Source organism: Sediminibacterium goheungense (assembly GCF_004361915.1).
Taxonomy (GTDB): Bacteria; Bacteroidota; Bacteroidia; order Chitinophagales; family Chitinophagaceae; genus Sediminibacterium; species Sediminibacterium goheungense.
Map to the genome: position 1 here is coordinate 130,511 of NZ_SNWP01000011.1, position 26,521 is coordinate 157,031.

At 40.7% G+C, this 26,521-nt stretch carries 27 protein-coding genes; 14 read left to right on the forward strand and 13 right to left on the reverse strand.

The features are described 5' to 3' along the window. The first annotated feature begins 37 nt into the window (after positions 1-37). The gene (locus BC659_RS08105; RefSeq protein ID WP_133474215.1) at positions 38-697 is read left to right on the forward strand and encodes a CBS domain-containing protein; all 660 of its coding nucleotides are present in this window, start codon (positions 38-40) and stop codon (positions 695-697) included. Positions 698-779: 82 nt separating this feature from the next. On the opposite strand, the gene BC659_RS08110 is transcribed toward BC659_RS08105, so the two are convergent. The 5 genes from BC659_RS08110 to BC659_RS08130 all read right to left on the reverse strand — a co-directional run bounded on the left by BC659_RS08110 (position 780) and on the right by BC659_RS08130 (position 5,816). Further along, on the reverse strand, positions 780-3,029 hold the full coding sequence (locus BC659_RS08110) for a multicopper oxidase family protein (protein WP_133474216.1): 2,250 nt from the start codon (positions 3,027-3,029) through the stop codon (positions 780-782). A gap of 64 nt (positions 3,030-3,093) precedes the next feature. After that, a complete protein-coding gene (locus tag BC659_RS08115; protein ID WP_133474217.1) occupies positions 3,094-3,963 on the reverse strand; it encodes a DUF3347 domain-containing protein in 870 nt (289 codons plus the stop codon). An 82-nt stretch (positions 3,964-4,045) separates the two neighbouring features. Further along, complete coding sequence (locus BC659_RS08120) at positions 4,046-4,432, reverse strand: HYC_CC_PP family protein (protein ID WP_484346118.1); 387 nt, start codon at positions 4,430-4,432, stop codon at positions 4,046-4,048. Positions 4,433-4,462: 30 nt separating this feature from the next. Further along, positions 4,463-5,179, reverse strand: a complete 717-nt coding sequence (locus BC659_RS08125; RefSeq protein WP_133474219.1) for a heavy-metal-associated domain-containing protein — start codon at positions 5,177-5,179, stop codon at positions 4,463-4,465. A gap of 76 nt (positions 5,180-5,255) precedes the next feature. Then, the gene (locus tag BC659_RS08130) at positions 5,256-5,816 is read right to left on the reverse strand and encodes a helix-turn-helix domain-containing protein (protein ID WP_133474220.1); all 561 of its coding nucleotides are present in this window, start codon (positions 5,814-5,816) and stop codon (positions 5,256-5,258) included. 135 nt (positions 5,817-5,951) lie between these two features. On the opposite strand from BC659_RS08130, the gene BC659_RS08135 reads away from it, so the two are divergent. From BC659_RS08135 to yidD, 13 genes are all read left to right on the forward strand, one after another. Beyond that, positions 5,952-7,232, forward strand: a complete 1,281-nt coding sequence (locus BC659_RS08135) for a M24 family metallopeptidase (RefSeq protein ID WP_133474221.1) — start codon at positions 5,952-5,954, stop codon at positions 7,230-7,232. 124 nt (positions 7,233-7,356) lie between these two features. Further along, the gene (locus tag BC659_RS08140; RefSeq protein WP_162847391.1) at positions 7,357-8,784 is read left to right on the forward strand and encodes a POTRA domain-containing protein; all 1,428 of its coding nucleotides are present in this window, start codon (positions 7,357-7,359) and stop codon (positions 8,782-8,784) included. Positions 8,785-8,853: 69 nt separating this feature from the next. Then, a complete protein-coding gene (locus tag BC659_RS08145; RefSeq protein ID WP_133474223.1) occupies positions 8,854-9,732 on the forward strand; it encodes an NAD kinase in 879 nt (292 codons plus the stop codon). Between the two features lie 322 nt (positions 9,733-10,054). After that, the gene (gene porG / locus BC659_RS08150) at positions 10,055-10,909 is read left to right on the forward strand and encodes a type IX secretion system protein PorG (RefSeq protein ID WP_133474224.1); all 855 of its coding nucleotides are present in this window, start codon (positions 10,055-10,057) and stop codon (positions 10,907-10,909) included. 109 nt (positions 10,910-11,018) lie between these two features. Continuing rightward, on the forward strand, positions 11,019-11,783 hold the full coding sequence (locus BC659_RS08155) for an undecaprenyl pyrophosphate synthase (protein ID WP_211340753.1): 765 nt from the start codon (positions 11,019-11,021) through the stop codon (positions 11,781-11,783). Between the two features lie 156 nt (positions 11,784-11,939). Then, on the forward strand, positions 11,940-14,681 hold the full coding sequence (locus BC659_RS08160; protein WP_133474226.1) for a BamA/OMP85 family outer membrane protein: 2,742 nt from the start codon (positions 11,940-11,942) through the stop codon (positions 14,679-14,681). 23 nt (positions 14,682-14,704) lie between these two features. Next, positions 14,705-15,220, forward strand: a complete 516-nt coding sequence (locus BC659_RS08165; RefSeq protein WP_133474227.1) for an OmpH/Skp family outer membrane protein — start codon at positions 14,705-14,707, stop codon at positions 15,218-15,220. A gap of 37 nt (positions 15,221-15,257) precedes the next feature. Continuing rightward, positions 15,258-15,878, forward strand: coding sequence for an OmpH/Skp family outer membrane protein (locus BC659_RS08170; protein ID WP_133474228.1), 621 nt, complete (start codon positions 15,258-15,260; stop codon positions 15,876-15,878). Positions 15,879-15,996: 118 nt separating this feature from the next. After that, complete coding sequence (locus BC659_RS08175; RefSeq protein ID WP_133474229.1) at positions 15,997-18,099, forward strand: tetratricopeptide repeat protein; 2,103 nt, start codon at positions 15,997-15,999, stop codon at positions 18,097-18,099. An 18-nt stretch (positions 18,100-18,117) separates the two neighbouring features. After that, complete coding sequence (gene murI / locus BC659_RS08180) at positions 18,118-18,948, forward strand: glutamate racemase (RefSeq protein WP_133474230.1); 831 nt, start codon at positions 18,118-18,120, stop codon at positions 18,946-18,948. Positions 18,949-19,111: 163 nt separating this feature from the next. Further along, on the forward strand, positions 19,112-19,267 hold the full coding sequence (rpmH, locus tag BC659_RS08185; protein WP_026774417.1) for a 50S ribosomal protein L34: 156 nt from the start codon (positions 19,112-19,114) through the stop codon (positions 19,265-19,267). Between the two features lie 97 nt (positions 19,268-19,364). After that, on the forward strand, positions 19,365-19,757 hold the full coding sequence (rnpA, locus tag BC659_RS08190) for a ribonuclease P protein component (RefSeq protein ID WP_133474231.1): 393 nt from the start codon (positions 19,365-19,367) through the stop codon (positions 19,755-19,757). Positions 19,758-19,784: 27 nt separating this feature from the next. Further along, positions 19,785-20,015: a membrane protein insertion efficiency factor YidD gene (gene yidD / locus BC659_RS08195; RefSeq protein WP_211340754.1), complete on the forward strand. Its 231-nt coding sequence runs from the start codon at positions 19,785-19,787 to the stop codon at positions 20,013-20,015. An 84-nt stretch (positions 20,016-20,099) separates the two neighbouring features. Here the strand turns inward: yidD and BC659_RS08200 are convergent, their stop codons facing one another. The 8 genes from BC659_RS08200 to BC659_RS08235 form a co-directional block, all read right to left on the reverse strand. Beyond that, a complete protein-coding gene (locus tag BC659_RS08200) occupies positions 20,100-20,705 on the reverse strand; it encodes a hypothetical protein (protein WP_133474232.1) in 606 nt (201 codons plus the stop codon). A 101-nt stretch (positions 20,706-20,806) separates the two neighbouring features. After that, positions 20,807-21,406, reverse strand: coding sequence for a superoxide dismutase (locus BC659_RS08205; RefSeq protein ID WP_133474233.1), 600 nt, complete (start codon positions 21,404-21,406; stop codon positions 20,807-20,809). Between the two features lie 156 nt (positions 21,407-21,562). Beyond that, positions 21,563-22,012, reverse strand: a complete 450-nt coding sequence (locus tag BC659_RS08210) for a nucleoside deaminase (protein ID WP_133474234.1) — start codon at positions 22,010-22,012, stop codon at positions 21,563-21,565. Between the two features lie 108 nt (positions 22,013-22,120). Continuing rightward, complete coding sequence (locus tag BC659_RS08215) at positions 22,121-22,726, reverse strand: YdeI/OmpD-associated family protein (protein WP_133474235.1); 606 nt, start codon at positions 22,724-22,726, stop codon at positions 22,121-22,123. A gap of 109 nt (positions 22,727-22,835) precedes the next feature. Then, positions 22,836-23,558 (reverse strand): 3-keto-disaccharide hydrolase, encoded by a 723-nt coding sequence (locus BC659_RS08220; RefSeq protein ID WP_211340755.1) that lies wholly within the window; start codon positions 23,556-23,558, stop codon positions 22,836-22,838. 1 nt (position 23,559) lies between these two features. Further along, on the reverse strand, positions 23,560-23,949 hold the full coding sequence (locus tag BC659_RS08225; RefSeq protein WP_211340756.1) for a c-type cytochrome: 390 nt from the start codon (positions 23,947-23,949) through the stop codon (positions 23,560-23,562). 112 nt (positions 23,950-24,061) lie between these two features. Then, positions 24,062-25,120 (reverse strand): sugar phosphate isomerase/epimerase family protein, encoded by a 1,059-nt coding sequence (locus BC659_RS08230; RefSeq protein WP_133474236.1) that lies wholly within the window; start codon positions 25,118-25,120, stop codon positions 24,062-24,064. Positions 25,121-25,219: 99 nt separating this feature from the next. Beyond that, complete coding sequence (locus BC659_RS08235; RefSeq protein WP_133474237.1) at positions 25,220-26,386, reverse strand: Gfo/Idh/MocA family protein; 1,167 nt, start codon at positions 26,384-26,386, stop codon at positions 25,220-25,222. Between the last annotated feature and the right edge of the window lie 135 nt (positions 26,387-26,521).

Here is a 26,521-nt window from a genome sequence, read left to right on the forward strand (position 1 = left end):
TAGAAGCGTATATTTTACTTAAGAGGAGGATTGTTATATGCTCGCATCGCAGTTAATTAATACGGGATTTCCTTCTATCAATCTTTTTGATAAGGTTTCTTTTGCATTGCAGCTTATGGAGGATTATGATCTGCTGCATCTCCCTGTGCTCAGCGAAGAGAAATTTGCCGGCATTATTGAAAAAGATGATTTGCTTGATGCAGACGAAGGTACTTTGGTGGCAACACTGGAGCAGTCGCTCAAAAAAATTTCTGTAAAAACAGAGGAACATTTTCTGGTAGCCGTAAAACAAATAGCAGAACACGAACTTACCATGCTACCTGTTATTAATGAGCAACAGGAACTACAGGGCATTATTCCATCTAAAACCCTTTTTGCCCATGTATCGCATTTTTTGGGTAATGATGAAAAGGGTGGAGTTATTGTACTGGAAACAGATAAACGACATTTCTCTTTTGGTGAAATCAGCCGCCTGGTTGAAACCAATGATGCCTATATTACCCAACTCAACACTTATCCTGAAACAGATACGGGTCTTGTTATTGTAACCATCAAAATCAATAAAATAGAAGTATCTGATATAGTGGCTACTTTCCAGCGGTATGATTATGTGGTAAGGTATTATTTCGGGGAGGAGGAATATGCAAATGAATTGAAAGAGAATTATAATCATCTCCTGGCTTACCTGAATATGTAAAAAGAAACCGAATACCTATATCAAAACCGGGTTATCTGTAAAACTCACTGCTACAGATAACCCGGTTTTATTTTATCTAATATTAATAGGCAAATGTAAATCCGGCGCCAAAGCCCATATCGCTGTCATAATGAGTTCTTACGGCAAGCGCACGACTGAAAATATAATGTAACCCGGTCATGTATTCTTTATCCGTATTCACCATAAAAGCAAAACGGAGTCTTTTGGTCAGGGGAATATCTTCCCGCATCAGTTGAAGACGAACAATACCGTCTGTAAATATCTCTCCCTGAAAACGCACCAGCATGGGTAAGGTGTAATTTAACCCGGCACTAATTACTGCCCTGTTATCCTTGGTGTTGCTTTGCCCAAACATGTTTTTTTCTTCTGCGTGGAGCCCCATTTTCCTGTAGCGCCAATCGAAGCCTATGAAAGGCATAAGCCATTGCATTTTTCCGATATAACGGCCAATATGAGTTTCTGTTTCATAGCCATGCATATCATTATAGCCAAGTCGCCACTCAGTACCAATGCTCCACCTTGTATTCTGTAGCATCATTTCACCGTCATTACCATTTGTGGCAACATCATTCTGAAACATGAAATGCATTTTTCTGTCGTCTGCAAACAATTTACGTTGCGCCAGCTTCGGATTGAGAATTAAAGGATTTGGTTGTTGATCCTTATAACTAAAGACCCTTCCCATGCCACTCATCATGTGATATAAAATATGACAATGAAAAAACCAGTCACCTTCTACATTGGCATTAAACTCCAAGGTGTCGGTTTCCATGGGCATAATGTCAATCACATTTTTTAATGGTGCATATTCACCCTGCCCATTTAATACCCTGAAATCGTGCCCGTGTAAATGCATTGGGTGACGCATCATGGAACCGTTATAAATAAGGAGTCGCAGATTTTCTCCTTTTTTCACCAAAATTTTATCAGTCTCCGAAACTACTTTGTTGTTCATGCTCCACACATACCTGTTCATATTACCTGTTAGTTCAAATTGTAAAACTTTTACAGGTACATCAGGCAATGTTGTTTTTTCCGGCGCTTTCAGCATTGCATAATTGAGTGTAACAATATCAGATAATGCATTTGCATTATAGCGGTTTGGATCATCCTCTTTCTGTTTGGGTTTGACTTCTCCTGTAATTTCCGGATACATTACTACATTCATGTCCATCTGGTTCAAACTCATATTCATTCCCATATCGTCTAGGTCACCATTCATTTTCATCATATCATTCATCATCTTCATACCCTCAAAATATTTGAGTCTGGGTAATGGAGAGATGAGTTGTTTGATACCGCTACCAATATAAACAGATGCTGAATTGGTACGATCTTCCGTAGTAGCCAGTAATTCGTATGCGGTACCTTCGGCAGGTATATTCAAAACGATGTCGTAAGTTTCAGAAACTGCAATAATTAACCGGTCAACCTCAACAGGCACTACGTCATTACCATCATTGGCTACCACTGTAATTTTTCCACCTGCATAGCGTAACCAGAAATAGGAAGAAGCAGCACCGTTTGAAATTCTGAGCCGGACTTTATCACCTGCTTTTAGTTTTTTACCATCTACGGTGTCAATAACCGATTCGGGTTTGCCGTTCATGAGAATTTTGTCATAATACACATCACTCACATCCATGGCCAGCATTCTCTTCCATTCGTTCCTGAGTTTTGTTTTGAAATGACCAGCTCCGATAGCTTCCCCATAACTTTGCACAGCATTCTTCTTTAGTGCAAACCAGTCGGTGGCATTGTGTAACATGCGATGAACGTTGTCAGGTTTATAATTTGTCCACTCACTCAGTATTAACGGAACCGTAGGCAAGCCATCCACATCTTTTCTTTTTTCAATATCAGCCGATCTTTTGTTAAGTATCATAGACCCATACATACCTATTTGCTCCTGTAGGCCTGAATGGCTATGATACCAATGTGTACCATGCTGTATAATCGGGAACCTATAAATATGTGTAGTGCCCGGCTTAATGGGCATTTGGGTAAGATTGGGAACACCATCTTCCTTGTTCGGTAAGAATAGACCATGCCAATGCAGCGATGTTTCCTCTTTTAATAAATTATGTACGTGTATTTCAGCAGTATCGCCTTCTGTAAAACTGAGTGTGGGCATAGGTATCTGTCCATTTACGGCGATGGCCCTTTTTTCTTTTCCTGCAAAAGCTACCAGCGTATCTTTCACATAGAGATCATACCGTACCACTTTTTGCGAATACCCTGCGCATAGTAAGAAAATAAAAAGCGTAGTTAACGGCAGCAGCTTTTTATAAATAACTTTTTGTATAGCCATTTTAAAAATTTCATTTATGTAAGATTGATGGCTGCAGGCTTCTCATGAAGCCTGCAGCTTGTGATTACTGTTGAATGGTCTCTACTGTTTTTCCGCAGGTAAGCATCTGAGCCCCATAGTAGGGGTTTTTGATGCCCGCCTCCCTGCTTAACCAGTTGGCTCCTTTGCCATTATTGGCCATCGGGCAAAATTGGTAATACACAGGGGCGGAGGTTTTGGAAACCTTCATCAACTCGTACATATTTTTTGAAAGTCTCATGAAATGGTCGCGCTGGTGTGCTATGTCTTTTGTTTCGTTAATATGTTCAGCATCTTCTGTTAAACCGTTTACCAGTTTCATCCAAACGGTATGCACATCCATGCCAAGCTTATCCATTTTAACCGCTTCAATAGCAGTTTTCAATTCTTTAGCTTTAACAGAAGCCTGGTTGCCGTCGGTTTTTACGAGTGCATCTTTTAGGGTAAAATAGCTGTCGAATACTGCTGTCAACTGGTTGGTAGACTTTATTGTATTGTCTTGCTTGCTTTGATTATGTTCTTCATGATTTTCGTGAGATGAAGGTGCAGGCTGTAAGGTCTGAGCGACTGCTGGTTGCTTATTTTCCCTTTTGTACTTGCAACATTCAGGTAGTTTATTGTATGCGTCGTCTGGTGCCAGGAAACTTTGGTTATCATAACCGGCGAGTGCAATATCTTTTAAAACGGCATCCAGGCTGGTTTTCGTACTGTTGTAAGTAATATTAGCCAGCTTGGTATCCTTGTCCCAGATTGCTTTCGATATTTTCTTTTTATCAGCGGCTTTTTCAATGCTGTTTTTACACATACCACAGTTACCGTAAATTTTTGCACTTACTGTAACGCTATTGTCTATTTGTGCAAAAGCTATATTATTTGTAAAGAGGGCGGCAAATGCCAATAATATGAATGATTTCATTTTTTTAATTGTTAAACGTGATTAATAGGTAGAAGGTCATCAATACATGAATAGTATGGATGTATATGAAAACCTTAGCGTATCAAATTAAAAAAACGCAATTCAGTATATATAAACGCCCTCGGAGCGTTTTTGACGGGCCATTTGATGTAGGGTAGTTGATTGATAGAGATGATACACTTACCACAATATCAATCAAAGAAGTAACAAAAGTGGGTAGTTCCGGAAGTTCCACAAATTGTGTAGCGGTTTTCTGGTGGTCGGTTGTAAGCTTAACCTGTTTGTGTTTGTCTTTGCAACAACCATCTTTCTTTTCCTTCATCCCGCATTTTCCACACTTATTATCATCTTTACCATGCCATAAACTCCCGCCCACATATTTATTCATGCAATAATGCATGTGAATAGTGGCACCCATGGTTGCAGAACCATAGATCAATAGCATTAATATGATAAAAATTTTCTTCACCGATATAAAGATATAATTAATCTGCTGGTATTATAACATCATTACAAGCATTGCCGCACTCATGGCTATCATTAAAGCATCTTCAATAATGGTAACTGTACTCATGGGCAGATTAAAGACCGCTCCCAGGCAGGCGCAACGAATTTTTCTTTTATTAAATACACTCTCCAGTACACCTATAATACTTACCGTCATCACAATTAAGGTGATCGTATTGGTTATAATGGGTTGAAAGTTAGTAGCATACGCAATACCCAAAGCGAGTTCAATAAAGGCATATAGATATCCCCATGTTTTGATTCTTTTGGCTATTATATCGTACATGGAATAGCTTTCTGCAAAAGCCTGAAGGTCAAGCATTTTAAAAAAGGAGAAAACCAGAAAGAAACCAGCCATGAATACATTCATACCCTGTAACCAGTTAAAACCAACCCCGGTAAGAGTGCTACTGATAACAGCGATGGTTGTTATATAAATAAAAATGAGTAGAATGGGCTTATAAGTAGCGAACCAGTTCTTTGTTTGTTCAGCAATCTCTGAATGTTCCAAAGCACTGATCGTATATTTTTTATCCAACGACTGCTGAAGTGCGGAAAGTGCAATATGTTTTTCCATGGTAATAGTTACAGTCTGGGTTTCTTTTGATACTTCAACAGCAGTAACATTTGGTAGCATCAGTAAACTACTTTTTACCTTGCCTTCGCAACTACTACATGTCATGCCGGTAACAGTATAAGTGTGTGTCATATTCTTGATTTTAATGCAAAATTAGACACACTGTTTCCGGCTGCTGTTATGGAATTTTGTAAAGCTCTTGTAAGATTTACAGGTCTTCTATATTCCTGCGTTTCTGTTCTTTTAATGTTTTGAAATAACTGGGTGTAAAGCCTGTTGTTTTCTTAAACTGGTTCGATAAATAAGCAACACTGCTGTATCCTAGTTGATCTGCTATTTGTGAAAGAGAAAGTTCGTCATACATCAGTAGTTCCTTGACTCTTTCTATCCGCTGGCTAATAAAATACTTTTCAATAGTGGTTCCTTCTACTTCAGAAAAGAGATTACTCAGGTAATTATAATCCTGGTGAATTTTTGAAGTGATGTAGGTGGAAAGATTGGTTTTAATATCCTCGTTTTTGTGATGTACAAGATTTATAACCAATGTTTTGATTTTTTCGATTGTCTGACTTTTTTTGTCGTCTATTAATTCAAAACCTACTGAGCGAAGAGTATGATCTAATTCCTTTCTTTTGTTTACTGATAGCATGCCTTCAATTTCTACTTCTCCAAGATCAATCGATACAGGTGTAAGCCCCGCATTTTCCAGTTGCGACTGTACAACCATTTTGCAACGGCTACAAACCATGTTTTTTATATAAAGCTTCATATTGTAAATGCTGGGTGTACAAATTTAATAAACAACAGATATTCTCTTTCGGATAAGATATGATAACCTTCGGTCAATATTCTGCATAACTCCTATAAGCGCTTCCGTTAACTTAACTTTTCATAATCATACTGTATGAAAAGAAGAGCTTTTATTAACCTGTCTGTGGTAACAGCCAGTACTGGCGCAGTAATCGGATTGAAAGCCTGCTCAACAACATCATCTGATACTAAAGATCCAGCTAAGAACCTCGATAAGCTGGAATCTATGACAAAAGACATACAACCGATAACCGTGGAAGAGCGGCAATTGAGAATTAAAAAAGCACAGCAGTTATTGCTTGAAAACAAAATGCAGGCATTGATACTTGATGCGGGTACTGCCATGGTTTATTATACCGGCATACGTTGGGGAAGAAGTGAAAGAACCATGGTGGCGGTTATTCCGGCTTCCGGAGAAGTGTTTTATATATGTCCGGGTTTTGAAGAAAACCGCCTGCGTGAGCTGATTAAAATGGGTAAAGATGTATATGCATGGCAGGAGGATGAAAGTCCTTATCAGTTAATCATACAATCCCTGGAATTAAAGGGAGTGAAAGGTGGTACACTGGCTGTAGAGGAATCCTTGCGCTTTTTTATCATGGATGGTATTCGTAAACTGGCTCCTCAATTCAGTTTTGTGAGCGGTGATCCCGTTACCATTCCCTGCAGGCTCATTAAATCGCCGGCAGAAATAGCACTGATGCAGAAAGCGACTGATATTACGATTGCAGCTATGAAAATCGGTATCAATAGTTTATATGAAGGCATATCGCCAAAAGAATTCTCAGAAATAGTAGCTACGGCACAAAATAAATTTGGAGCCAGCAGCGATTTTGCTATGGTAAATTTTGCAGAAGCTTCTGCCTTTCCGCATGGAAGCACACAGCCCCAAAAATTAAAAAAAGGAGATATTGTATTGATGGATTGTGGTTGCAGGGTAGAAGGTTATTCATCTGATATCAGCCGTACCATTGTATTCGGCGCCGCACCGACTGCACGTCAACAGGAAATCTGGAACCTCGAAAAAGCAGCACAAACTGCAGGTTATAAAGCCGCTCAGCTGGGTGTTCCCTGCGAGAATGTAGATGCCGCTGCCCGCAAGGTGATTACTGATGCTGGCTTTGGGCCAGGTTATCAGTTACCCGGTTTACCACATCGTACCGGTCATGGTATTGGAATGGATGGCCATGAATGGGGTAATATGGTGAAAGGGAACAGACTATTATTACAAGCCGGCATGTGTTTTAGTATTGAACCGAATATTTCGATTGTAGGTGAATTCGGTATTCGTCATGAAGACTGTGTTTATATGACAGAAACAGGTCCTAAATGGTTTTCTCAACCTTCGCCATCCATAGATCAACCCTTTGTATAATCACATAAATTGCAATATATATTCATCCGCAGCCTATACCCTTAGAGGTTATTTAATTTTAAAAGGCTTCAAATAATCGATTCCCCTATTTTTACAAACTCTGATTGTAATAACCGGGATGCGCATGAGGCTATTTTTCTTTTTTTGTCTGACACTGTTAGCCGGTTCATTATTGGCACAAGATCAGGATTCTACACTTTCAACCGGGCAAAGCCTTTCAGAGTTTGTTGCTTCAAAAAGTATTTTTCAGCTCATTGGTGAAGTCAAAGTAAACGGAAATAAAAAAACCAAAGAATATATTATTCTTAGGGAAGTGCCCTTTAAAAAAGGTGACAGGCTTGCAGCTGGCGATCTGGAGAAAATGCTCACGCTGGCCAAACAACAGGTTATGAATACCTTGCTTTTTGTAGATGTAAATGTTTATGTAGCTGCGAAAAAAGGAAATGTACTTGTCATAAATATTGATGTAAAAGAACGATGGTATTTTTTCCCTTTACCTTATTTCAGGCTGGTAGACCGTAATTTTAACCAGTGGTGGGTGGAACAGAAGCGTAGCCTGGAAAGGGTGAATTATGGACTTAAATTTATACAGAATAATGTAAGTGGCAGAAATGATAACCTTGATATCTGGTTCATCAATGGCTATACGCAACAATTTACGGTTCGTTATGATCGTCCTTTTTTTGATAAGAAATTAAAACAGGGATTTAATATCGGTTTTATACGTGCCACACAAAAGGAACTCAATTATGCCACCGGTGATAATAAACAATTGTTCAGTCGGCAGGATTATATTGTAAGGAAATTTACCCGGGCAGATTTTACTTATTCATACCGGCCGGATGTTCGTAACAGGCACTATTTCCGGATTGCTTATAACAGTGAACAACTTGCGGATACTATTCTAAAACTCAATCCCGCTTATTTTCCCGGAAGCGCTACAAGGTTTCGTTATGTAGATTTTAATTACCAGTATAAATATTATAATGTAGACTATATTCCTTACCCGACAAAGGGTTTTCAGATGGAGGCGAGTCTGTATAAGCGGGGTATTACTAAAAATACCAACTTATGGCTCACGAGTGCCAGAATGGTATATGCAAAGCCGATTTCGAAAAACAGTTTTTTACACCTGGAAGGATTGGGTATTTTAAAACTGCCTTTTAATAACATCTATTTTAATCAGCGGTTGATTGGCTACGGTTTTAACCAGATGCGTGGTCTTGAATACAATGTGGTAGATGGTGTGGCTGCAGGCATTTTAAAAACCAGTATTCATAAAAAAGTATTTGGGTTTATCCTGCGGAATCCATTCCCGAGTAAAACGCATGATAAAATTCCCATTCGCTTTTTCTTAAAAGCTTATGGTGATCTGGGTTATGGTTATCATACCAATCCTCTTCCGTCCAATACACTGAACAATAAACTGTTGCGTACCTGGGGACTGGGACTTGATATTGTTTCGATCTATGATTTTGTGTTTAAAATCGAATACAGCTTTAACCAACTGGGTCGCAATGGCTTATATTTACAAAGCAGGAACGATTTTTAAAACTGGTTTAGCAGAAGTGCCATGTGAATAAAAGTAGCATGTTACAGACTACAGTTTAAATGAACAAACATGAAAATTGCTATTTATAGCCGTGGGCTTGATGCTGATATGGGTAACCCCTTAATGGTATTGCTTGATGAGCTGGACAGATATGATACGCAGGTGTACATTTATCAGCCCCTGATAGCCACCATGCAGGTTCCTTTGCAAAAAGCTGAAAAACTGATTCCCTTTTTCAGCTCACAGGACCTGAATGAAGAAATTGATTGCCTCATTAGTCTGGGTGGCGATGGTACCATACTCGATGCAGTTACACTGGTGCGTGATACAGGCATTCCTATTCTGGGTATAAATTTTGGAAGATTGGGTTTTCTGGCGAGCATTAGCCCGGAAGAACTGGGAAGTGCCGTAGATGCATTGATCAACCGGACATTTGTAGTAGATAAGCGTACCCTGATACACCTGGACTCTAACCAGCCGCTGTTTGGTGATGCGCCTTTTGCACTCAATGAGTTTGCCATTCATAAGCGTGATATTTCCCCTATGATAAAAATTCATACTTACCTGAATGGTGAGTTCCTGAATAGTTACTGGGCAGATGGATTGATTGTGTCTACCCCAACGGGTTCCAGTGGTTATAACCTGAGTTGTAATGGTCCGATTCTGTTTCCTGAGTCGGCCAGCTTTGTAATAACACCTGTTGCACCCCATAACCTGAATGTACGCCCCATTATTGTACCTGATAATAACGTGATTTCTTTTGAAGTGGAAGGTAGGGCCGATCAGTTTATCTGTGCATTGGATGCAAGAAGAGAAATTGTAGATAAAAGCGTTCAGTTGGCCGTTAGACGGGAAAAATTCGCCGTAAATCTGGTAAGGCTCAATGAAAATAGTTTCCTGTCTACCCTTCGCAGTAAGCTAACATGGGGGCTGGATAAGCGGAATTGATTGAACCGGAGGAGGCTTTGAGTCTTGAGACAAGGGCTATGAGCTGATTTTTTCAAGATTCGTAACTTGTCGTTATAACCAAGACGATCAAATAACCACTCATGGCTCAGAGCCGATAGCTCGTAGCTGTTTTCTACGCTTCAGGCATCGTTTTGAGAAGGTTCTTTATCTTCAGATTGCGATAAAAGTTGTTTATTACATCCGTTCCGGTGTTTTGGCCGGAGATTTGTAGTAATATCTTTCCTTGAAATAAAGAGAAATTAACTTTTATACTAACAATTTTTGATGCTATTTTACAGAGATGTAAGCACCCGATAAGTTTATGGTTAGAAAAGTAATCTTTACAGCGGCATTATTTATGGGTTTACAGCAGGCAAAAGCCCAGCTGATGGAAAGTTTTGTACATCAGGGAGAAGTAGGGGTATCAATCGGTGCTGCCCATTATTTTGGTGACCTCAACCCCAATATCAAAGTAAATCGACCCAAAATTGCCGCGGGTCTTTTTTTTCGTAAACAGATCAGTAATTATATCGGCGTTCGTGTATCAGCAGATTATGCCATGCTTGGATATTCAGATATTTACAGTGATAACGCAGCCCAACGCAGACGTAACCTGAGTTTCAACAGCAATGTATGGGAACTGGCTGTAGCCGGTGATTTTAATTTCTTTCGCTTTCAACCCGGTTTTAAAGGCTACCATTATACACCATATGTAGGCATCGGAGTGGGCGTATTCTCTTACGATCCTTATGCCTACCTGAACGGAGAAAAGGTTCAGCTACGTCCTTTGGGAACGGAGGGTCAGGGTAGCTCTTTGTATCCTGATTTAAAACCTTATAATCCCATTGCTATCAGTATACCTTTCACAGTAGGGTTTAAATATGCATTGAACGAACAGATGAACCTCTTTGGTGAGCTGACCTACCGCTTTACCAATACCGATTATCTGGATGATGTAAGCGGTCAGTATGCACCGGATGCTTTTCCTCCCTTGCCTGACGGATCGCCTTCGCCTGCGTTCCTCCTGCAGGACAGAAGTTATGAAACCGGTACTTCAATTGGCATAAAAGGCCGTCAGCGGGGTAATAGCCCGCAAAAAGATGCTTTTGCCACCTTCAAAGTAGGGGTATCTTTCAGTCTACAGTCCTATAAATGTCCTACGGTTACTACCCGCTAAGCAGTATTTTAGGCTGAAAAGGGGGGGTGGGGCGATATTTCCCGCAATTAAATCCCTTCAACCCATTGATTTTGTTAATTTCGCAGCCTTAATATCGCAGAGAACGACCATGGAGTCAGCACTTATTGCACAAATCGATAAAAACCGCCTGCCAAAACATATCGCCATCATTATGGATGGTAATGGCCGTTGGGCCGAAGAAAAGGGGCAGGAGCGGTTATATGGCCATTTTCATGGCGTGGAAAGTGTTCGTAATATTGTGGAAGGCTGCGCCGAACTCGGCATAGGTTACCTTACACTGTATGCTTTCAGTACCGAAAACTGGGACCGCCCGGTACAGGAAGTGGAGGGTTTAATGGCTTTACTGGTAGATACCATCCGTAAGGAAGTTCCCACCCTGAATAAGAACAATATCCGCTTACACGTAATTGGTGACATGCAGATGCTGCCCGAATTTGCCAGGAAAGAACTGAATGAAGCACTGGAAATGACAGCAGTCAATACCGGACTAAATCTGGTGATGGCACTGAGTTACAGTAGCCGGTGGGAATTGGTTAATGCGGTAAAACAGATCGGATTGGACGTACAATCAGGCAAAATTGCACCGGAAACCATTGATCAGGATACTCTCCAGCAATACCTGTCTACCAGCCAGTTTCCCGACCCGGAGCTCATGATACGTACCAGTGGCGAATACAGAATCAGTAATTTTCTCTTATACCAGCTGGCTTATGCAGAATTGTATTTTACCAATACCCGCTGGCCAGACTTCAGAAAAGAGCATTTGTATGAAGCCATCCTTGATTTTCAGTCCCGGGAGCGTCGGTTTGGTAAAACCGGAGAACAGATTCAAAATGAAACGACTCTTGCCTAAGAAAAATGTAAATCCTTTCCAATCAGAAAATAAGGTGGTTGATTTAACAAAGACTTTTAATAATTCCCGTTAATTTGCCCCGTTTAGATAACCCAAAACCATTGCAGAGACTGCTGTAACAAGAGATCAGCCAGTTGAAGAACAAACAGAAACCGGATGCAGAAAGTGTACAAATTTTTCGTGTTGGCTTTAGTATCATCACTGGTAGGCAATTTCGCTTATTCACAGGCAACAACTAATAAGGATACCATCATCACTTCAGTAGATGCCGAGCTGCTGAATATTTTCAACCAACGCACGCCCAAAAAATATAAGGTAGCAGCCATCAGGGTTACCGGTAATAAATTTTTTGATGAAAACCTCCTGATCTCCATAGCGAATATTAATATCGGCGACGAAATCAGTATACCGGGTGGTGATGCTTTTTCAAAAGCCATTACCAAACTCTGGAACGAAAGATATTTCAGTGATGTGGAAATATACATTACCAAACTCGTTGATAAGGAAATTGAAATTGAAATTGCCGTAACAGAGCGTCCCCGTTTATCCAGCTTTTTCTTCAAGGGTGTGCGTAAAGGCGAATCTGAGGATCTCACCGGTAAAACCGGTCTTGTGCGTAACCGGGTAATCACTGAAAACATGAAAATTTCTGCAGTGGAAGCCATCAAGAAATTTTATGGTGAAAAAGGCTATCAGAATGCCACTGTAAGGATTGATGAGAGAACAGATACCACTTTTGAGAATACATTGATTCTCGATTTTGTAATAAATAAAGGTGCAAAAGTAAAAATCAACAATATCAACTTTGGGGGTAATACTGTAGAAGCTTCCAAACTCAAGAAGCAACTGAAGGGTACCAAGGAGAAATCAAGGTTAACACTCAATCCATCTTTTGATAGTGGACAGATTGTTACCGTTCAGCGCTATGATTTTGAGCAATATTGGCGAGAAAAAGGATTCCTTACCCTCAGTAAAACCAAGAAAGTACTTGACCCCTATGCACGAATTAAATTATCGTCGGCAAAATTCGACAGGGTGAAATTCAGCGAGGATAAAGAAAGTTTACTGGATTACTATAATACACTCGGTTACCGCGATGCCGTAATTGAAAAAGATACGGTTTACTTTAATAAGGCAGGCAACCTCAATATCGACCTGAAAGTAAATGAAGGCCGCAGGTATTATTTTGGGAATATAACCTGGAGAGGTAATACAAAATATTCTGATTCTATTTTAACAGCCATTCTGGGTATCAGAAAAGGAGATATTTATAACCTCGATGTGCTGAATAAAAAATTAGGTAAGTCTGCTTCACCGGATGGTGGTGATATAAGTGGTATTTATCAGGATGATGGCTACCTGTTTTTCCGTACCGATCCTGTTGAAACAGCCGTGTATAATGATACCATTGATTTCGAAATCAGAATCATTGAGGGGCCGCAGGCAACTATTAAAAATATCCGTATCAGTGGTAACGACAGAACCAAGGAACACGTGATCCGTCGTGAACTGAGAACCATTCCCGGAGAAAAATTCAGCCGTACAGATCTTATCCGTTCACAGCGTGAGATTGCACAGTTGAATTATTTCAACCAGGAAAAAATTGGTATCAATCCTATTCCGAATCCTGAAGATGGAACAGTAGATATTAACTACAGTGTGGAAGAAAAATCGAGCGATCAGCTGGAACTAAGTGCCGGTTGGGGTGGTATGATTGGTTTGACCGGAACACTGGGAGTATCGTTCAATAACTTCTCTATCAGGAATATCCTGAAAAAATCGGCCTGGGATCCATTGCCAATGGGTGATGGTCAGAAACTGAGCCTGCGTGTACAGAGTAACGGTAAAGCCTTCCGTTCTTATAACTTCTCATTTACTGAGCCCTGGCTCGGAGGAAAGAAAAGAAATGCACTGACCTTTAGCATTTATAATACCCGTTTCGGACAAACTTTTAATCCTACAACAGGTCTTTTCGATCCGAATTATTCCAATACCAGTTTTATCTCTACAACGGGTGCTACCATCAGCCTTGCCAAGCAGTTAAAATGGCCGGATGACTTTTTCTCTTTATCGCTGGGTTTAAACTTTACCCGCTATAAGCTGAGCAATTACGCCATCGATCCTATTAACCTGCCCGGGTTCGATAATGGTAATGTACACAACTTTAACTTCAGAATCGCTTTACAGCGTTCTTCTGTTGACCAACCTTTGTTCCCCCGTTCGGGTTCTAACTTTATGCTGAGTCTGGCGGTAACACCACCTTACTCACTGATTAATAAAAACATTGTTACGGCTACCAATCCTTATCGTTGGGTAGAGTACCATAAATGGCGCTTTAATGGTGAGTGGTTTGTGCCATTGGGCAGACCCCATGGTGAAGACAGAAACAAGCAGTTTGTACTGCGCGCCTCTGCTAAATTTGGATTCCTGGGTAAATTCAATAAGAACCTGCAGATATCTCCCTTTGAACGTTTCCAGGTGGGTGATGCAGGTTTGAGCAACCAGTTTGCTTTATTAGGGTATGATATCATTGCACACCGCGGATACCCGGTTTATGATAACTCAAACCCCAAAGTGAACCCCGATCAGCAGCAGGCCAGACAATATTTTACAATTTTTAACAAATACACCATGGAGCTCAGGTATCCGTTGAGCCTGAACCCCAGCAGTACCATTTATGGGCTTGCATTCTATGAGGCTGCGAATGGTTGGTTTAACATCAAAGATTACAATCCTTTTAAGCTCAGAAGATCGGTTGGACTGGGTATGCGCTTCTTCCTGCCGATGTTTGGGTTGCTTGGATTTGATTATGGCATAGGATTGGATAGGTTTTCACCAAATGGTTCAATGAAAGATGCAGCAAGGTTTACCTTTATGCTGGGCTTTGAACCGGAATAAACCTGAACCCTAAAAAAAAGTTTATGAAAAAAACCTTACTCATTGCACTTGTATTGGTATGTACGGCCTTCTCTACACAAGCTCAGCAGCGCTATGCCATCATCGACACAAAATATATCCTGGAACGTATTCCGGAATATCGTGATGCAGATAAAAAACTGCAGCAGGTGGGTGAACAATGGCAGAAAGAAATAGACGATAAGCAAACCCAGCTCGATAAAATGTATAAAAACTATGAGGCTGAGCAGTTTATGCTCACCGAAGAGTTGAGGAAAAAAAGAGAAGATGAGCTTTTTGTAAGAGAGAAGGAAATCCGCGACCTGCAAAAAAAACGTTTTGGCTATGAAGGCGACCTGTTTAAAGAGCGTCAGCGACTTATAAAACCGGTTCAGGACAGGGTCTACAATGCCGTTCAGAAAATGGCACTGGCCCGTTCTTATGACTTCGTACTCGATAAAAGTGAAGGAATTACCGTTATATTTGCCGACCCCAAGCTGGATAAAAGCGATGATATCCTGAAAGAACTGGGGATTAAATAAGAACAACTAAAACCAAATTTTCACAAACCTCTCTACAATGAAGAAATTATTACTTGTGTGTGTGACTGTAGCGGCCAGCTTACTGTTCTCCAACAATGCTCAATCTCAGGTTAAGATCGGTTATTTTGATGAGCAAACCCTGTTAAGCCTGTTTCCCGGTATCGACAAAATTGATACATTGATGAATTCTTATGTAAGAGATTCATTGAATGTAGAATATCAATATTCTGTTGTTGAATATCAGCGCAGAGACAGTCTTTTCAAAAAAGATTCTGCTACCATGCCTGCTAAAGCAAGAGAACTTGCTATCAGCGAGTTGAATAACCTTTATTACAAAATAGCTAACTGGCAGCAATATTCACAGGAAATGCAGCAGTCTAAAATGGATCGTTTGCTGTTGCCTTACAGACAACAAATGGTAGCTGCATTGCAACAGGTAGTAGCTGAGAATAAATATACGCTGGTATTAAAGGCAGAAGCCATATCTCCATACATCGACCCAAGCTTAAGTATTCTTGATAATCTCACCATTCGTACAGCCATCAAGTTAAAACTTGAACTGCCGAAAGAATGGACAGATGCTTGGAAAGCAGCGGGCGGTACCATACCTGGTTCAACAGGTGCTAAACCTGCTACACCAGCTCCTAAAAAGAATTAATCATTTTCTTACTGAATGAATAGAAACCCGCCTTTAAGGCGGGTTTTTTCGTAAAATTTAAAGAGATTCTAATATGTAATGCAGGTTGATATGTTTAGTTTAGTAGAAACACCTACTGATGAAACTACTGCTTATAGCAATCAGCATAGTATTGCTGTGTACCTATACCCATGCACAGGATTACCTGAAACAGGGCGACGCCTGTTATACCCAGAAAAATTATTCCTGTGCTTACGATAATTATATGAAAGGGTATGAGGCCAATCTTCCGGCCCAGAAAAACCTGCTGTATTTCAGAATCGGTTATTGCCTCAATAACATGAAACGATTTGAAGAGTCGAAAGTATGGCTGAGACGTGCCTTGAATGAGAAAACAGAACTTGATCCTACCTGGTCAATGGCTTTCGCGCACTATAGTACTTATAAATACGATTCTGCAGCTATTTATTATACACGTGCCTATGCACTGGCCACAAGTATTGAAAATAAAAAAAGCATTGCTTACTATGCAGGACTTTCCTTTTACAATGTAAAAAATTATTCATCGGCACTTACGCAGTTCACCAATTGTCTGAAACACGATACTGCTGATCTTAATACACAAACTTATATTGCACGTACCCAATTTGCGCTTAAAAATTACACGACCGCAGAAAATGAATTCAGGAAATTACTGATTGTTTCAAAAGATTCAGCATCCATCAGCTATGCACATAAAATGATCGGGGAAGTATTTTATAATCAACGTAAATATCCAACGGCCATTTCTTCTTATAGAAATGCCTTACAATATACCCCCAAAGACTACCAACTCTTAGGATATATAGGTGATTGTTACCTGAATCAAAGTAAGAACGATTCGGCCAGGCTTATTTATCAACAGGCAATTGATGGAACGAAAAGCCAGCAAAAACTATTTCTTAGCGATAGTATCTTTATGGCAGATCTTAGCCGTGGGTTACTGAGTACTTATATCAATCAGAAAGATACCCTTAATGCCATCCGTAAGCTTTCCGAAATTATCAGGTATGATATTGAACAAGAACAAATAGCAAATCTGTTGAATGTACTGGTTGTTCAGAGAAGAGATCTGAAAGCATTGGAATCCCTCATGCCGGTACTGATATCAGGCTATAAATTATATAGCATGAAAGCTGAACTGGCCTCGTTGTATAACAATGCAGCCATAGTATATGATCAGCTGAAAATGCAACCCAAAGCAATCGCTCATTACCGACTCGCAGTACAGGCTAACTATCCACCCTCTGATTATATCGGATCAGGGTTTATCAAAAACCTTATCAAAGAAAAAAAATACAAAGAAGCCAGTGATAGTGTAAATAACTGGGAAAAACTGCCTAATAAATATCCTGATCTATATAAACAGTTTACACAGAACATGAAAGGCAGAATTGCTTATGCGCAAAATGATACAGCAACTGCGGCGAGGTATTTTAAAGAAACGATTAAGCTTAATTATACCTCACCTGATGCGAATCTATTTCTAGGTAAGATGTTATTAGATCGAAAAGACTCTTCCGCAGCCTTTAATTATTGGGGAAGAATAACAAGTGCCATCAATTTTATAACCGAGCAGGAGGCAATATTGGAAGTGTTTAAATTCGTGGGTTTGCGATATTTTGAATCTGCATCGAAAAACCCAACTTATGGTTATACCAGTTTTACCAGTGCTTCAGATTTTTTTGATAAAGCATTTGCTATAGACAGTAACCAGGCGCTTATTCGTTTATACGCAGGTATTACCCATCTTCAGCTAAAGCGCATTTACACAGGCAAATCACACTTACTAAAAGCGGTAGATTTATACCAAAAGAAAAAAGATACATTGGGTATTGTTTACCGTTGGTTGGGTTATGCTGAAATGCGTGGTGAAACCTTACCGAATTATACCAAAGCGTTCGATTATTATCAGAAAGGCATACAGGCTAATCCCCTTGATTCAGCCATTGTAAATGATCTGGCCACAGCCTACTATCAACAGAAAGATTATGTAAAAGCAGCAGAGCATTTCGGGAAAACAACAAACCTGTATAAAAGCACAGGTAATAAAGCAGTTTCTTTTTACAACAAGGCACTAAGCTTGTACATGAATAAGCAAAAAACAGAAGCCATGGCAGAGGTAACCAGGAGCCTTGAATTGAACCCTAAATATGCAGATGCCTTGAAACTAAAAGCAGAACTCGAAAAACCCACACAATAGATGCCTTAACTTTGTAGTATGGCAAATAAAAAGCCCATCGGGGTTTTCGATAGTGGTTATGGCGGCCTTACCGTTTTAAAGGAAATTGTAAAGGTTTTGCCTGAATACGACTATCTATATCTCGGCGATAATGCAAGGGCCCCTTATGGTCCTCGTTCATTTGATACCGTATACCAGTATACACTCCAATGTGTGCAGTGGTTTTTTTCACAGGGCTGCGAATTGGTGATACTGGCTTGTAATACAGCCTCAGCCAAAGCATTGCGCACCATTCAACAGCAGGACCTCCCCAAAATCGCGCCCGATAAAAGGGTACTGGGTGTAATACGCCCAACAACAGAAGTGATTGGTAACTATAGTAAAACCGGTTCTGTAGGTATATTAGGTACCAATGGAACCATCGTCAGTGAAAGCTACCCCATTGAAATTGCGAAATTCTTTCCCTCTTTACAAGTGTACCAGGAAGCCTGCCCGATGTGGGTACCACTGGTAGAAAACAATGAATACAATAAACCCGGTGCCGATTATTTTATTCAGCAACACCTCCATCATCTTTTTGGTAAGTCGAAAGAAATCGATACGATTTTACTGGCCTGTACCCACTATCCGTTGCTGATAGACAAAATCAGATCCTTTGCACCGGCAAACACCCGCATTTTATCGCAGGGTGAAATAGTAGCGAATAGCCTGAGGGATTACCTGGAACGACATCCCGCCTTGGCAGGTATCTGTACAAGAGAGGGGGGGAGAAGATTTTTTACGACCGATTCTGTGACCGATTTCGATAACCATGCTACTGTTTTTTATGGAAAACCAGTCAGTTCAGAACATGTAGAACTCAGTCTCTAGACATTTTTTCAACTGATAATCAATCTTTTAAGAAATCTAAAGCATTTTTTCACCTCTTTTTCATTGCTTTTCCTTAGTTTTGCCGTCCTTTCACAAACAGCAGTATGGTGACTGCCGTAATGAAATGAAACAAGATTATTGGGTTAGCTAAAAAAACGTAATTATGAAACGTACATTTCAACCGCATAAACGCCGCCGTAAATCTGTTCACGGATTCCGCAAGCGTATGCAAACTGCCAACGGTCGTAAAGTATTGGCCAGCCGCAGAGCGAAAGGCCGCAAGAAACTGACTGTTTCCAGCGAGAAAGGATTAAAATAAAATAAACGCTGATCCGTCTATCTATGTTAGAGGACGAATCACTGAAAAAAATATAAAGTCCCGCCGTAAAGCGGGACTTTTTTAGTTTAGCGCATTCATGAAGTTGAACGGTTACCATAAAAAGGAAAAACTCAAAAGCAGAACGCAGCTGGAAGCCATTTTTGCTACCGGCAAGTCGTTTTCTGTATTTCCTGTAAAAATCTTTTTTCTGGAAACAGATACTTCAGAAACAGCATATATAAAAGCCGGGGTAGGTGTAAGTGCCAGGCATTTTAAAAAGGCGGTTCACCGTAACAGAATCAAGCGATTGTTGCGAGAAGCCTATCGTCTCGAAAAACAAACTTTGCTGCATCAATTAGAGAAGCATGGGAAAAAAATAGCCATTTTCCTTTTATACATTGATAAAGAAATGCCTGATTATATAGTATTAAGGGAAAAGATGAAAGATGGTTTTGAAAAGCTGCAAAGCAGACTTGCTATTCAGGAATAAATTGCCATTATTCTTTATCAGAAACATATGAAATACCTGCTACAGATACTTAGTTATCCCTTCATTTTGCTGATCAGGTTTTATCAGTATGTACTATCTCCTGCCATGGGTCCCAAGTGCAGGTTTACACCTACTTGTTCTCAATATGCCATCACGGCATTACAAAAATATGGCTTAATAAAAGGAGGGTGGCTGGCGATGAAACGTATCAGTAAATGCAGGCCCGGCGGCGGACATGGCTATGATCCGGTACCGTAGGAAACAGAGAATCATGAAACAGAGAAATAAGAAAATGATATACTGCTCTACTTTCTTATTTCTTATTTCTTATTTCTCTGTTCCTTATTCCTCCGTTTTCTTCCCTCCTGTCATTCCTTCCAGCTTGGCAATGGTTTCGCGGATTTCTTTGATGCTGTAAAAGCGATACACTTCAGGAGCTTTACCGTCTTTGCTTTCAGCAGAACGCATTTGATGAAAAGGGCCAACAACGATGGCGTCAAAATTATCTGTCAGGTGTACAGCAGAATTGGGTAGGATGTAAAAATTACGGGTAGCCTTACCTACATTTTTATTGTTAACAAGGTTATGCAGTGAATCGATTTTCACCCGTAAAGCTTCCTGTGTAATCACCTGATTACTCAGTTGTGGATCGCTATAGTTTACCTGGCTTCCAATAATGGTATCATTCTTTACATTCACGATATAATATCCATTCTCCGTAAGGGTAACTTTTGCATCTCCTGAAGGTGTATTGAGTGTTAATTCTACTGTCTTACCCACAAAATCAACTGTTTTATCTTCATGTCCGGCACCATCGGTTGCCTTAATCGTTTTGGTATCGGTATTGATGTCAACAGAACCTTTACTGAATACCACTACCCTTTTCTGGTCAGAAGAACATGATGTAAGCAGGAGTATGGCTGTAAAACAGGAAAGAATGAATTTCATAAGTAAAGTTTATTAGTAAAATGTAAGCCACAAGCTACAGGCTTCAAGCTACCAGAAAGTAGTATTTGCAGCTTGAAGCCTGTAGCTTGTGGCTTCTGCTCTTATTTTGCAAAACGCTCCGCTACTTTATTCCAGTTTACTACATTCCAGAATGCGGCCAGATAGTCAGCGCGGCGGTTTTGGTATTTGAGGTAATAAGCATGTTCCCAAACATCTGCTCCCAGAATAGGGGTGCCCTTTACTTCTGCAACATCCATTAAAGGATTATCCTGATTGGGTGTTGAGCTTACTTCCAGTTTGCCATCTTTAACAATGAGCCAGGCCCAACCACTTCCGAAGCGGGTCATACCGGCATTAGCGAATTTTTCTTTGAAGGCATCAAAAGAGCCAAAAGCACTGTTGATGGCATCTGCCAAAGCTCCTGTAGGAGCGCCACCGGCATTGGGTGCCAGACTCTCCCAGAAAAAGGTATGGTTCCAGTGTCCACCACCGTTATTTCTTACTGCCGGGCTAATAGATCCTGCCGAAGCTACCAATTCTTCCAGGCTTTTGTTTTCATGATCGGTTCCTGCCACAGCTTTGTTTAAATTGTCTACATATGCCTGATGGTGTTTACCATGATGTATCTGCATGGTAGTGGTATCGATATGTGGTTCCAGTGCATCATGTGCATAAGGTAAAGGTGCTAATGTAAATGCCATAACTATATTTTTAAGTTGATTAAATAGTATCTACAAATTTACTAAGCTTCGGCTGAATGCCCGTGAATTGTTTCTTAAATCGAAAGAGGAGAGCTGCAGGCCACAAGTAATACTAAACCGCCTCAACTTGCGGATTGTAGCTTGTAGCTCTTTCCATCATCTTTTCAGCTGAAAGAAATTCCTCATCAGCCAGGTACATTCATCCTGCAGAATGCCACTTATGATTTCGGTTTTTGGATGAAAAGGGGATTGTTCTGCTTTAATATGCTTTCTGAAGCCGTTTTTTTCATCACTGGCACCATATACAATACAACCGATCTTACCCCAATACAATGCACCAGAACACATTAAACAAGGTTCCAGTGTTACATAAAGGGTGGCTTCGGGCAGGTATTTGCTACCCAGACTGCTATAGGCAGAAGTTAATGCCAATATTTCGGCATGTGCGGTTGAGTCGTTCAACAACTCTACCTGATTGTGCCCACGTGAAATAATCTTATTATTCAATACAACAACAGCCCCAACGGGCACTTCATCAGCTTCAAAAGCCAGCTGTGCTTCTTTAAGCGCCTGCTGCATGTAATATTCATGTGTTTCGGGATGCATGTAAGAAAAATTAAAAATCAAAAGTCAAAAAAAGAAACCATACCATCAAAGATCAATCTATCCAACATCAAAAAATAAATCTGCGATCAGCCATCCTACATCAGCCATCTACTTGTATTTCCAGTTTCTGTTTTTACCCTGTTCCAGCCATTCAAGCATGGTGGCAATACGTTTATGGCGGGTAGGTTCTGTTTTGGCTTCTGTGATCCATTCTACATATTCTTTTTTATGGGAGTAGGGGAAGGCATCAAAAGTGTTGGCGGCTTTTTTATTTTTCTTTAGTGCATCCTTAATATAGGCGGGTATTTGTAAAGTTTTGGGATCTGCTTTGGGTCTGGCAGGTAATTTCACACCGGCTTCATTAAGTGCAACGGCCTCTTTAATATAGGCAATCATGATCTTATCTGGCGGAAGATCTTTGATGCTTGTAATACGGTCGAAATGGCCCATAGCACCCCTTTCTTTGGTTTGCAGAATTTTATTTGGGTCCTTCATAATCGAAGCCTTCCAGAAACCGAATGCGCAATGCTGTTTAAAGGAAGCCATACTGCAAACAACGCCTTTGTGTTCAAAATGCGGAAAGCTCCACTTCATGGTTTCCGTAATATCCGGAAAGGCTTTGTGTACCAGTTTACGGATATGTATCAGTATAGGTTGCGCAAATGTTTCGGCCTTACTGATATAAGCGTCTATGCGGGAATCTGTAGCAGGCATTCGCTAATGTAATGAGAAGAAAGGGAAATGTGAAGCCTGATGGCAAAATAAAACCGCTTCAAATAGAAGCGGTTTTACTTACTTATTTCATATTCCTTATTTCTTATTCTCACAGTTTCTTCACCATTATATTCCTGTACCAAACATGGTCACCATGGTCCTGAAGGGCAATATGTCCTTTAAAATTTTTACCAAAAGCCGGCATTGATCTGAACTTGCTGTTGGCAATCATCTGGTTCCACTGTTCATCACCATAGGTAGTGGTAAGAATACTTATACCATTGAGTTTGAATTCCAGTTTCCCCCGGTTGCTGATGATTTCAGCCGTGTTCCATTCACCCACAGCTTTTGTTACGCCTTCTTTGCTGGCAACCAGATCATAGAGGTTCCCGGAACGGTGTTTATCGATTTTTGCATCCGGGTGTCCGTCATTATCCAGTACCTGCATTTCAGGACCTGTGTACCAGACATATTTATATTTCGCCGGATCATTCTGCGCCCAGAAAATAATGCCACTATTACCGTTTTTGGCAATTTTCCAATCGAGTTTGAGGTGAAAATTTTCCAGTTCCATGTTATGGATAATATCACCACGCCCCGATTTATCGGCCGCATCCAGGTGTAAAGCGCCATCTTCTACTTTCCAGGAACCGCCTAAAGTATCCTTACCATAAGTGGTCCAGCCTTTGGTGGTTTTACCATCAAAAAGTGATATCCATCCGTTTTTTTGCAGGATATTATGCAGGGGGGGTACTGTATTGTTAGCATTATCTGTATTGCCCAGCATGAAAACACTGATTAATGCTGTTGTTATCCAGTTATTCAGGATCATTTTATTTCTTTAAAAGGAGAATATATTTTACCATGGCCTTGGCATCATCTTCTGTAATTGCAGGATGTGGTGTCATAGGTATATTTCCCCATACTCCTTGTCCGCCCTTGATAATTTTACCAGCCAGCATAGCAATATTCTCTTCGGTATTCTCATATTTCTCGGCCACATCTTTGTAAGAAGGACCAATCACTTTGTCACTTACTTTATGACAGGTAAGACAGTCTGATTTACCAATCAGTTCCAGCCCTTTAACGTAATCAGGGTTACTACTCAGGTCACTTGAAGCAGTTGTGGCAGCTGGTGCTGCAGCAGTTTCTTTTTTCTCTTCTTTGCCTCCGCATGCTGCCATCAGCGCCAGCATGGATAAGGATACTAAATACTTTTTCACGGTGTATGGTTTTGTGGTTTGATAGTGAGCAGTGAGTAGTGAGTAGTCAGTATGTAGTAGTATTTTCTTTACTCACTACTGACTACTCACTACTCACTCTCACCTCGCTAAGTTATTCATTGATTCCCAGAATCCTGCGGTTAAAATTTTCATCTGAACCCGTTCCGGCGAAATCGTCAAATGCTTTATCGGTTACTTTAATGATATGTTGTTTGATAAAGGGCGCACCTTCTGCAGCTCCTGTTTCAGGATGTTTAATGGCACATTCCCATTCCATGACTGCCCAGCCCTTATAGTTATAAGCAGCAAGTTTACTGAAGATGGATCCGAAGTCAACCTGACCATCACCCAGCGAGCGAAAACGACCGGCTCTGTTGATCCAGCTTTGATAGCCTCCGTACACGCCCTGCTTACCGCTCGGATTGAATTCGGCGTCTTTTACATGAAACATGCGAATCCGCTCATGGTAATGATCTATATAACTCAGGTAGTCTAGACACTGTAATACAAAATGGGAGGGATCGTACAACAGGCAGGCACGCGGATGGTTGTTTACTTTCTCCAGAAACATTTCATAGCTGATACCATCATGGAGGTCTTCACCTGGGTGAATTTCATAACAAAGATCAACTCCATTGTTATCAAACACATCCAATATAGGCTTCCATCTTTTTGCCAATTCTGTAAATCCCGTTTCTACCAGTCCGGCCGGCCTTTGTGGCCAGGGATACACTGTATGCCATAATAAGGCACCACTAAAAGTGGCATGTGCATTCAGTCCGAGATTGGCAGAAGCTTTTGCTGCATATTGTAATTGCTGAATGGCCCATTCTGTTCTTGCTTGGGCATTGCCGCGTACATTTTCCGGCGCGAACCCATCGAACATAACATCATAAGCAGGGTGAACAGCTACTAACTGTCCCTGTAAATGTGTAGAAAGCTCTGTTATCTGTAAACCTGCAGCTTCAACGATGCCTTTTATTTCATCGGCATAGGTCTTGCTTTCAGCCGCTTTCTGAAGATCGATACAACGAGCATCCCATGTAGGAATCTGTACACCGGTAAAACCCAGTGAAGCAGCCCATTTACAGATACTTTCCAGAGAATTAAATGGTGCTGCATCTCCCATAAACTGCGCAAGAAAAATACCGGGACCTTTGATGGTTGTCATAGTGCAAGCGATTTTTTAAGTGAGTAGTTGGAATTGAGTAGTGAGTAGTCAGTAGTGAGTAAATAAAACCGTACTCACTACTGACTACTCACTACTCACTCATATTCTATATTCCGTCCACTTTACATCCGAAGCGGCTGAGGCAACCACATTGTCTATAAATGCCATACCCCTTACTCCATCTTTGGTAGTAGGGAAGTCGAGCATTTCGGGAGTTGCTGTGGTGCCGTTGATACGGGCCGTGAGTGTTAGTGCGAAATTGCGGTAGATATTAGCAAATGCTTCCAGATATCCTTCCGGATGGCCGCCTGGTGTACGGCAGTTATGGGTGGCAAAAGAACTGAGCCTGTCACCATAATTACCTCCGGCACGTAAAATCTGCGTTGGCTGATCGAGCCACTTAATTAATAAAGTATTGGGTTCATGCTGGGCCCATTCCAATCCGCCGTTCTCTCCATAGACCCTTATTTTTAGTGCATTTTCTTCACCTGCGGCTACCTGTGACGCCATTAAAACACCACGGGCCCCATTGCTCATACGAAGTAATACATTACCATCATCATCCAGTAAACGGCCTTCCACTAATGCATTGAGATCGGCACAGAGATGCGTAATCTCTGCACCGGTAATGTATTCTGCCAGATGAGCAGCATGTGTACCGATATCGCCCATGGCTCCTGCTTTACCCGATTTTTTAGGATCGGTTCTCCAGGCAGCCTGTTTATTACCTTCCCTTTCCGATAATTTACTAAGCCATCCCTGCGGATATTCAACCCACACTTTTCTGATTTTTCCAAAAACGCCACCGGTAACCATGGCACGTGCCTGTTTTACCATCGGGTATCCTGAGTAAGTATGTGTTAAACAAAGCAATAATCCTGTTTCCTGTACTTTTTGGTGTAGCTGCTGAGCTTCTTCGAAAGTAAACGTCATGGGCTTTTCAATAACCACATGGAAACCATGATCCAGTGCCATCATCGCAGGTGCAAAGTGTGCAAAATTGGGCGTAACAATGGTAATGAAATCCATTCTTTTGTCAGCAGGAAGCCGACTTTCTTTGGTAATCATCTCCTCAAAATTCATGTAGATTCTGTCTGCCGGCAGAAAAAGATCTTCACCAGAGGCTTTCGCAATTTCAGGGTTAATGCTGAGGGCACCACATACTACTTCAATAAGTCCGTCCATATGTGCTGCTATACGGTGAATGGCGCCAATGAATGCATCACGACCACCACCTACCATACCCATCCTGAGTTTTCGGTTCATGTAGTTTTAATTTTATTGGTTCTGGTATTGTAAAGTCAATTCAGAAATGTAAGGTTATTAAAAAAATGGATGCGGAGGAAATTTTATCATTTTAAGTTCTTTAAAAGAACACAAACGTTTGCGTAAAACCGATAA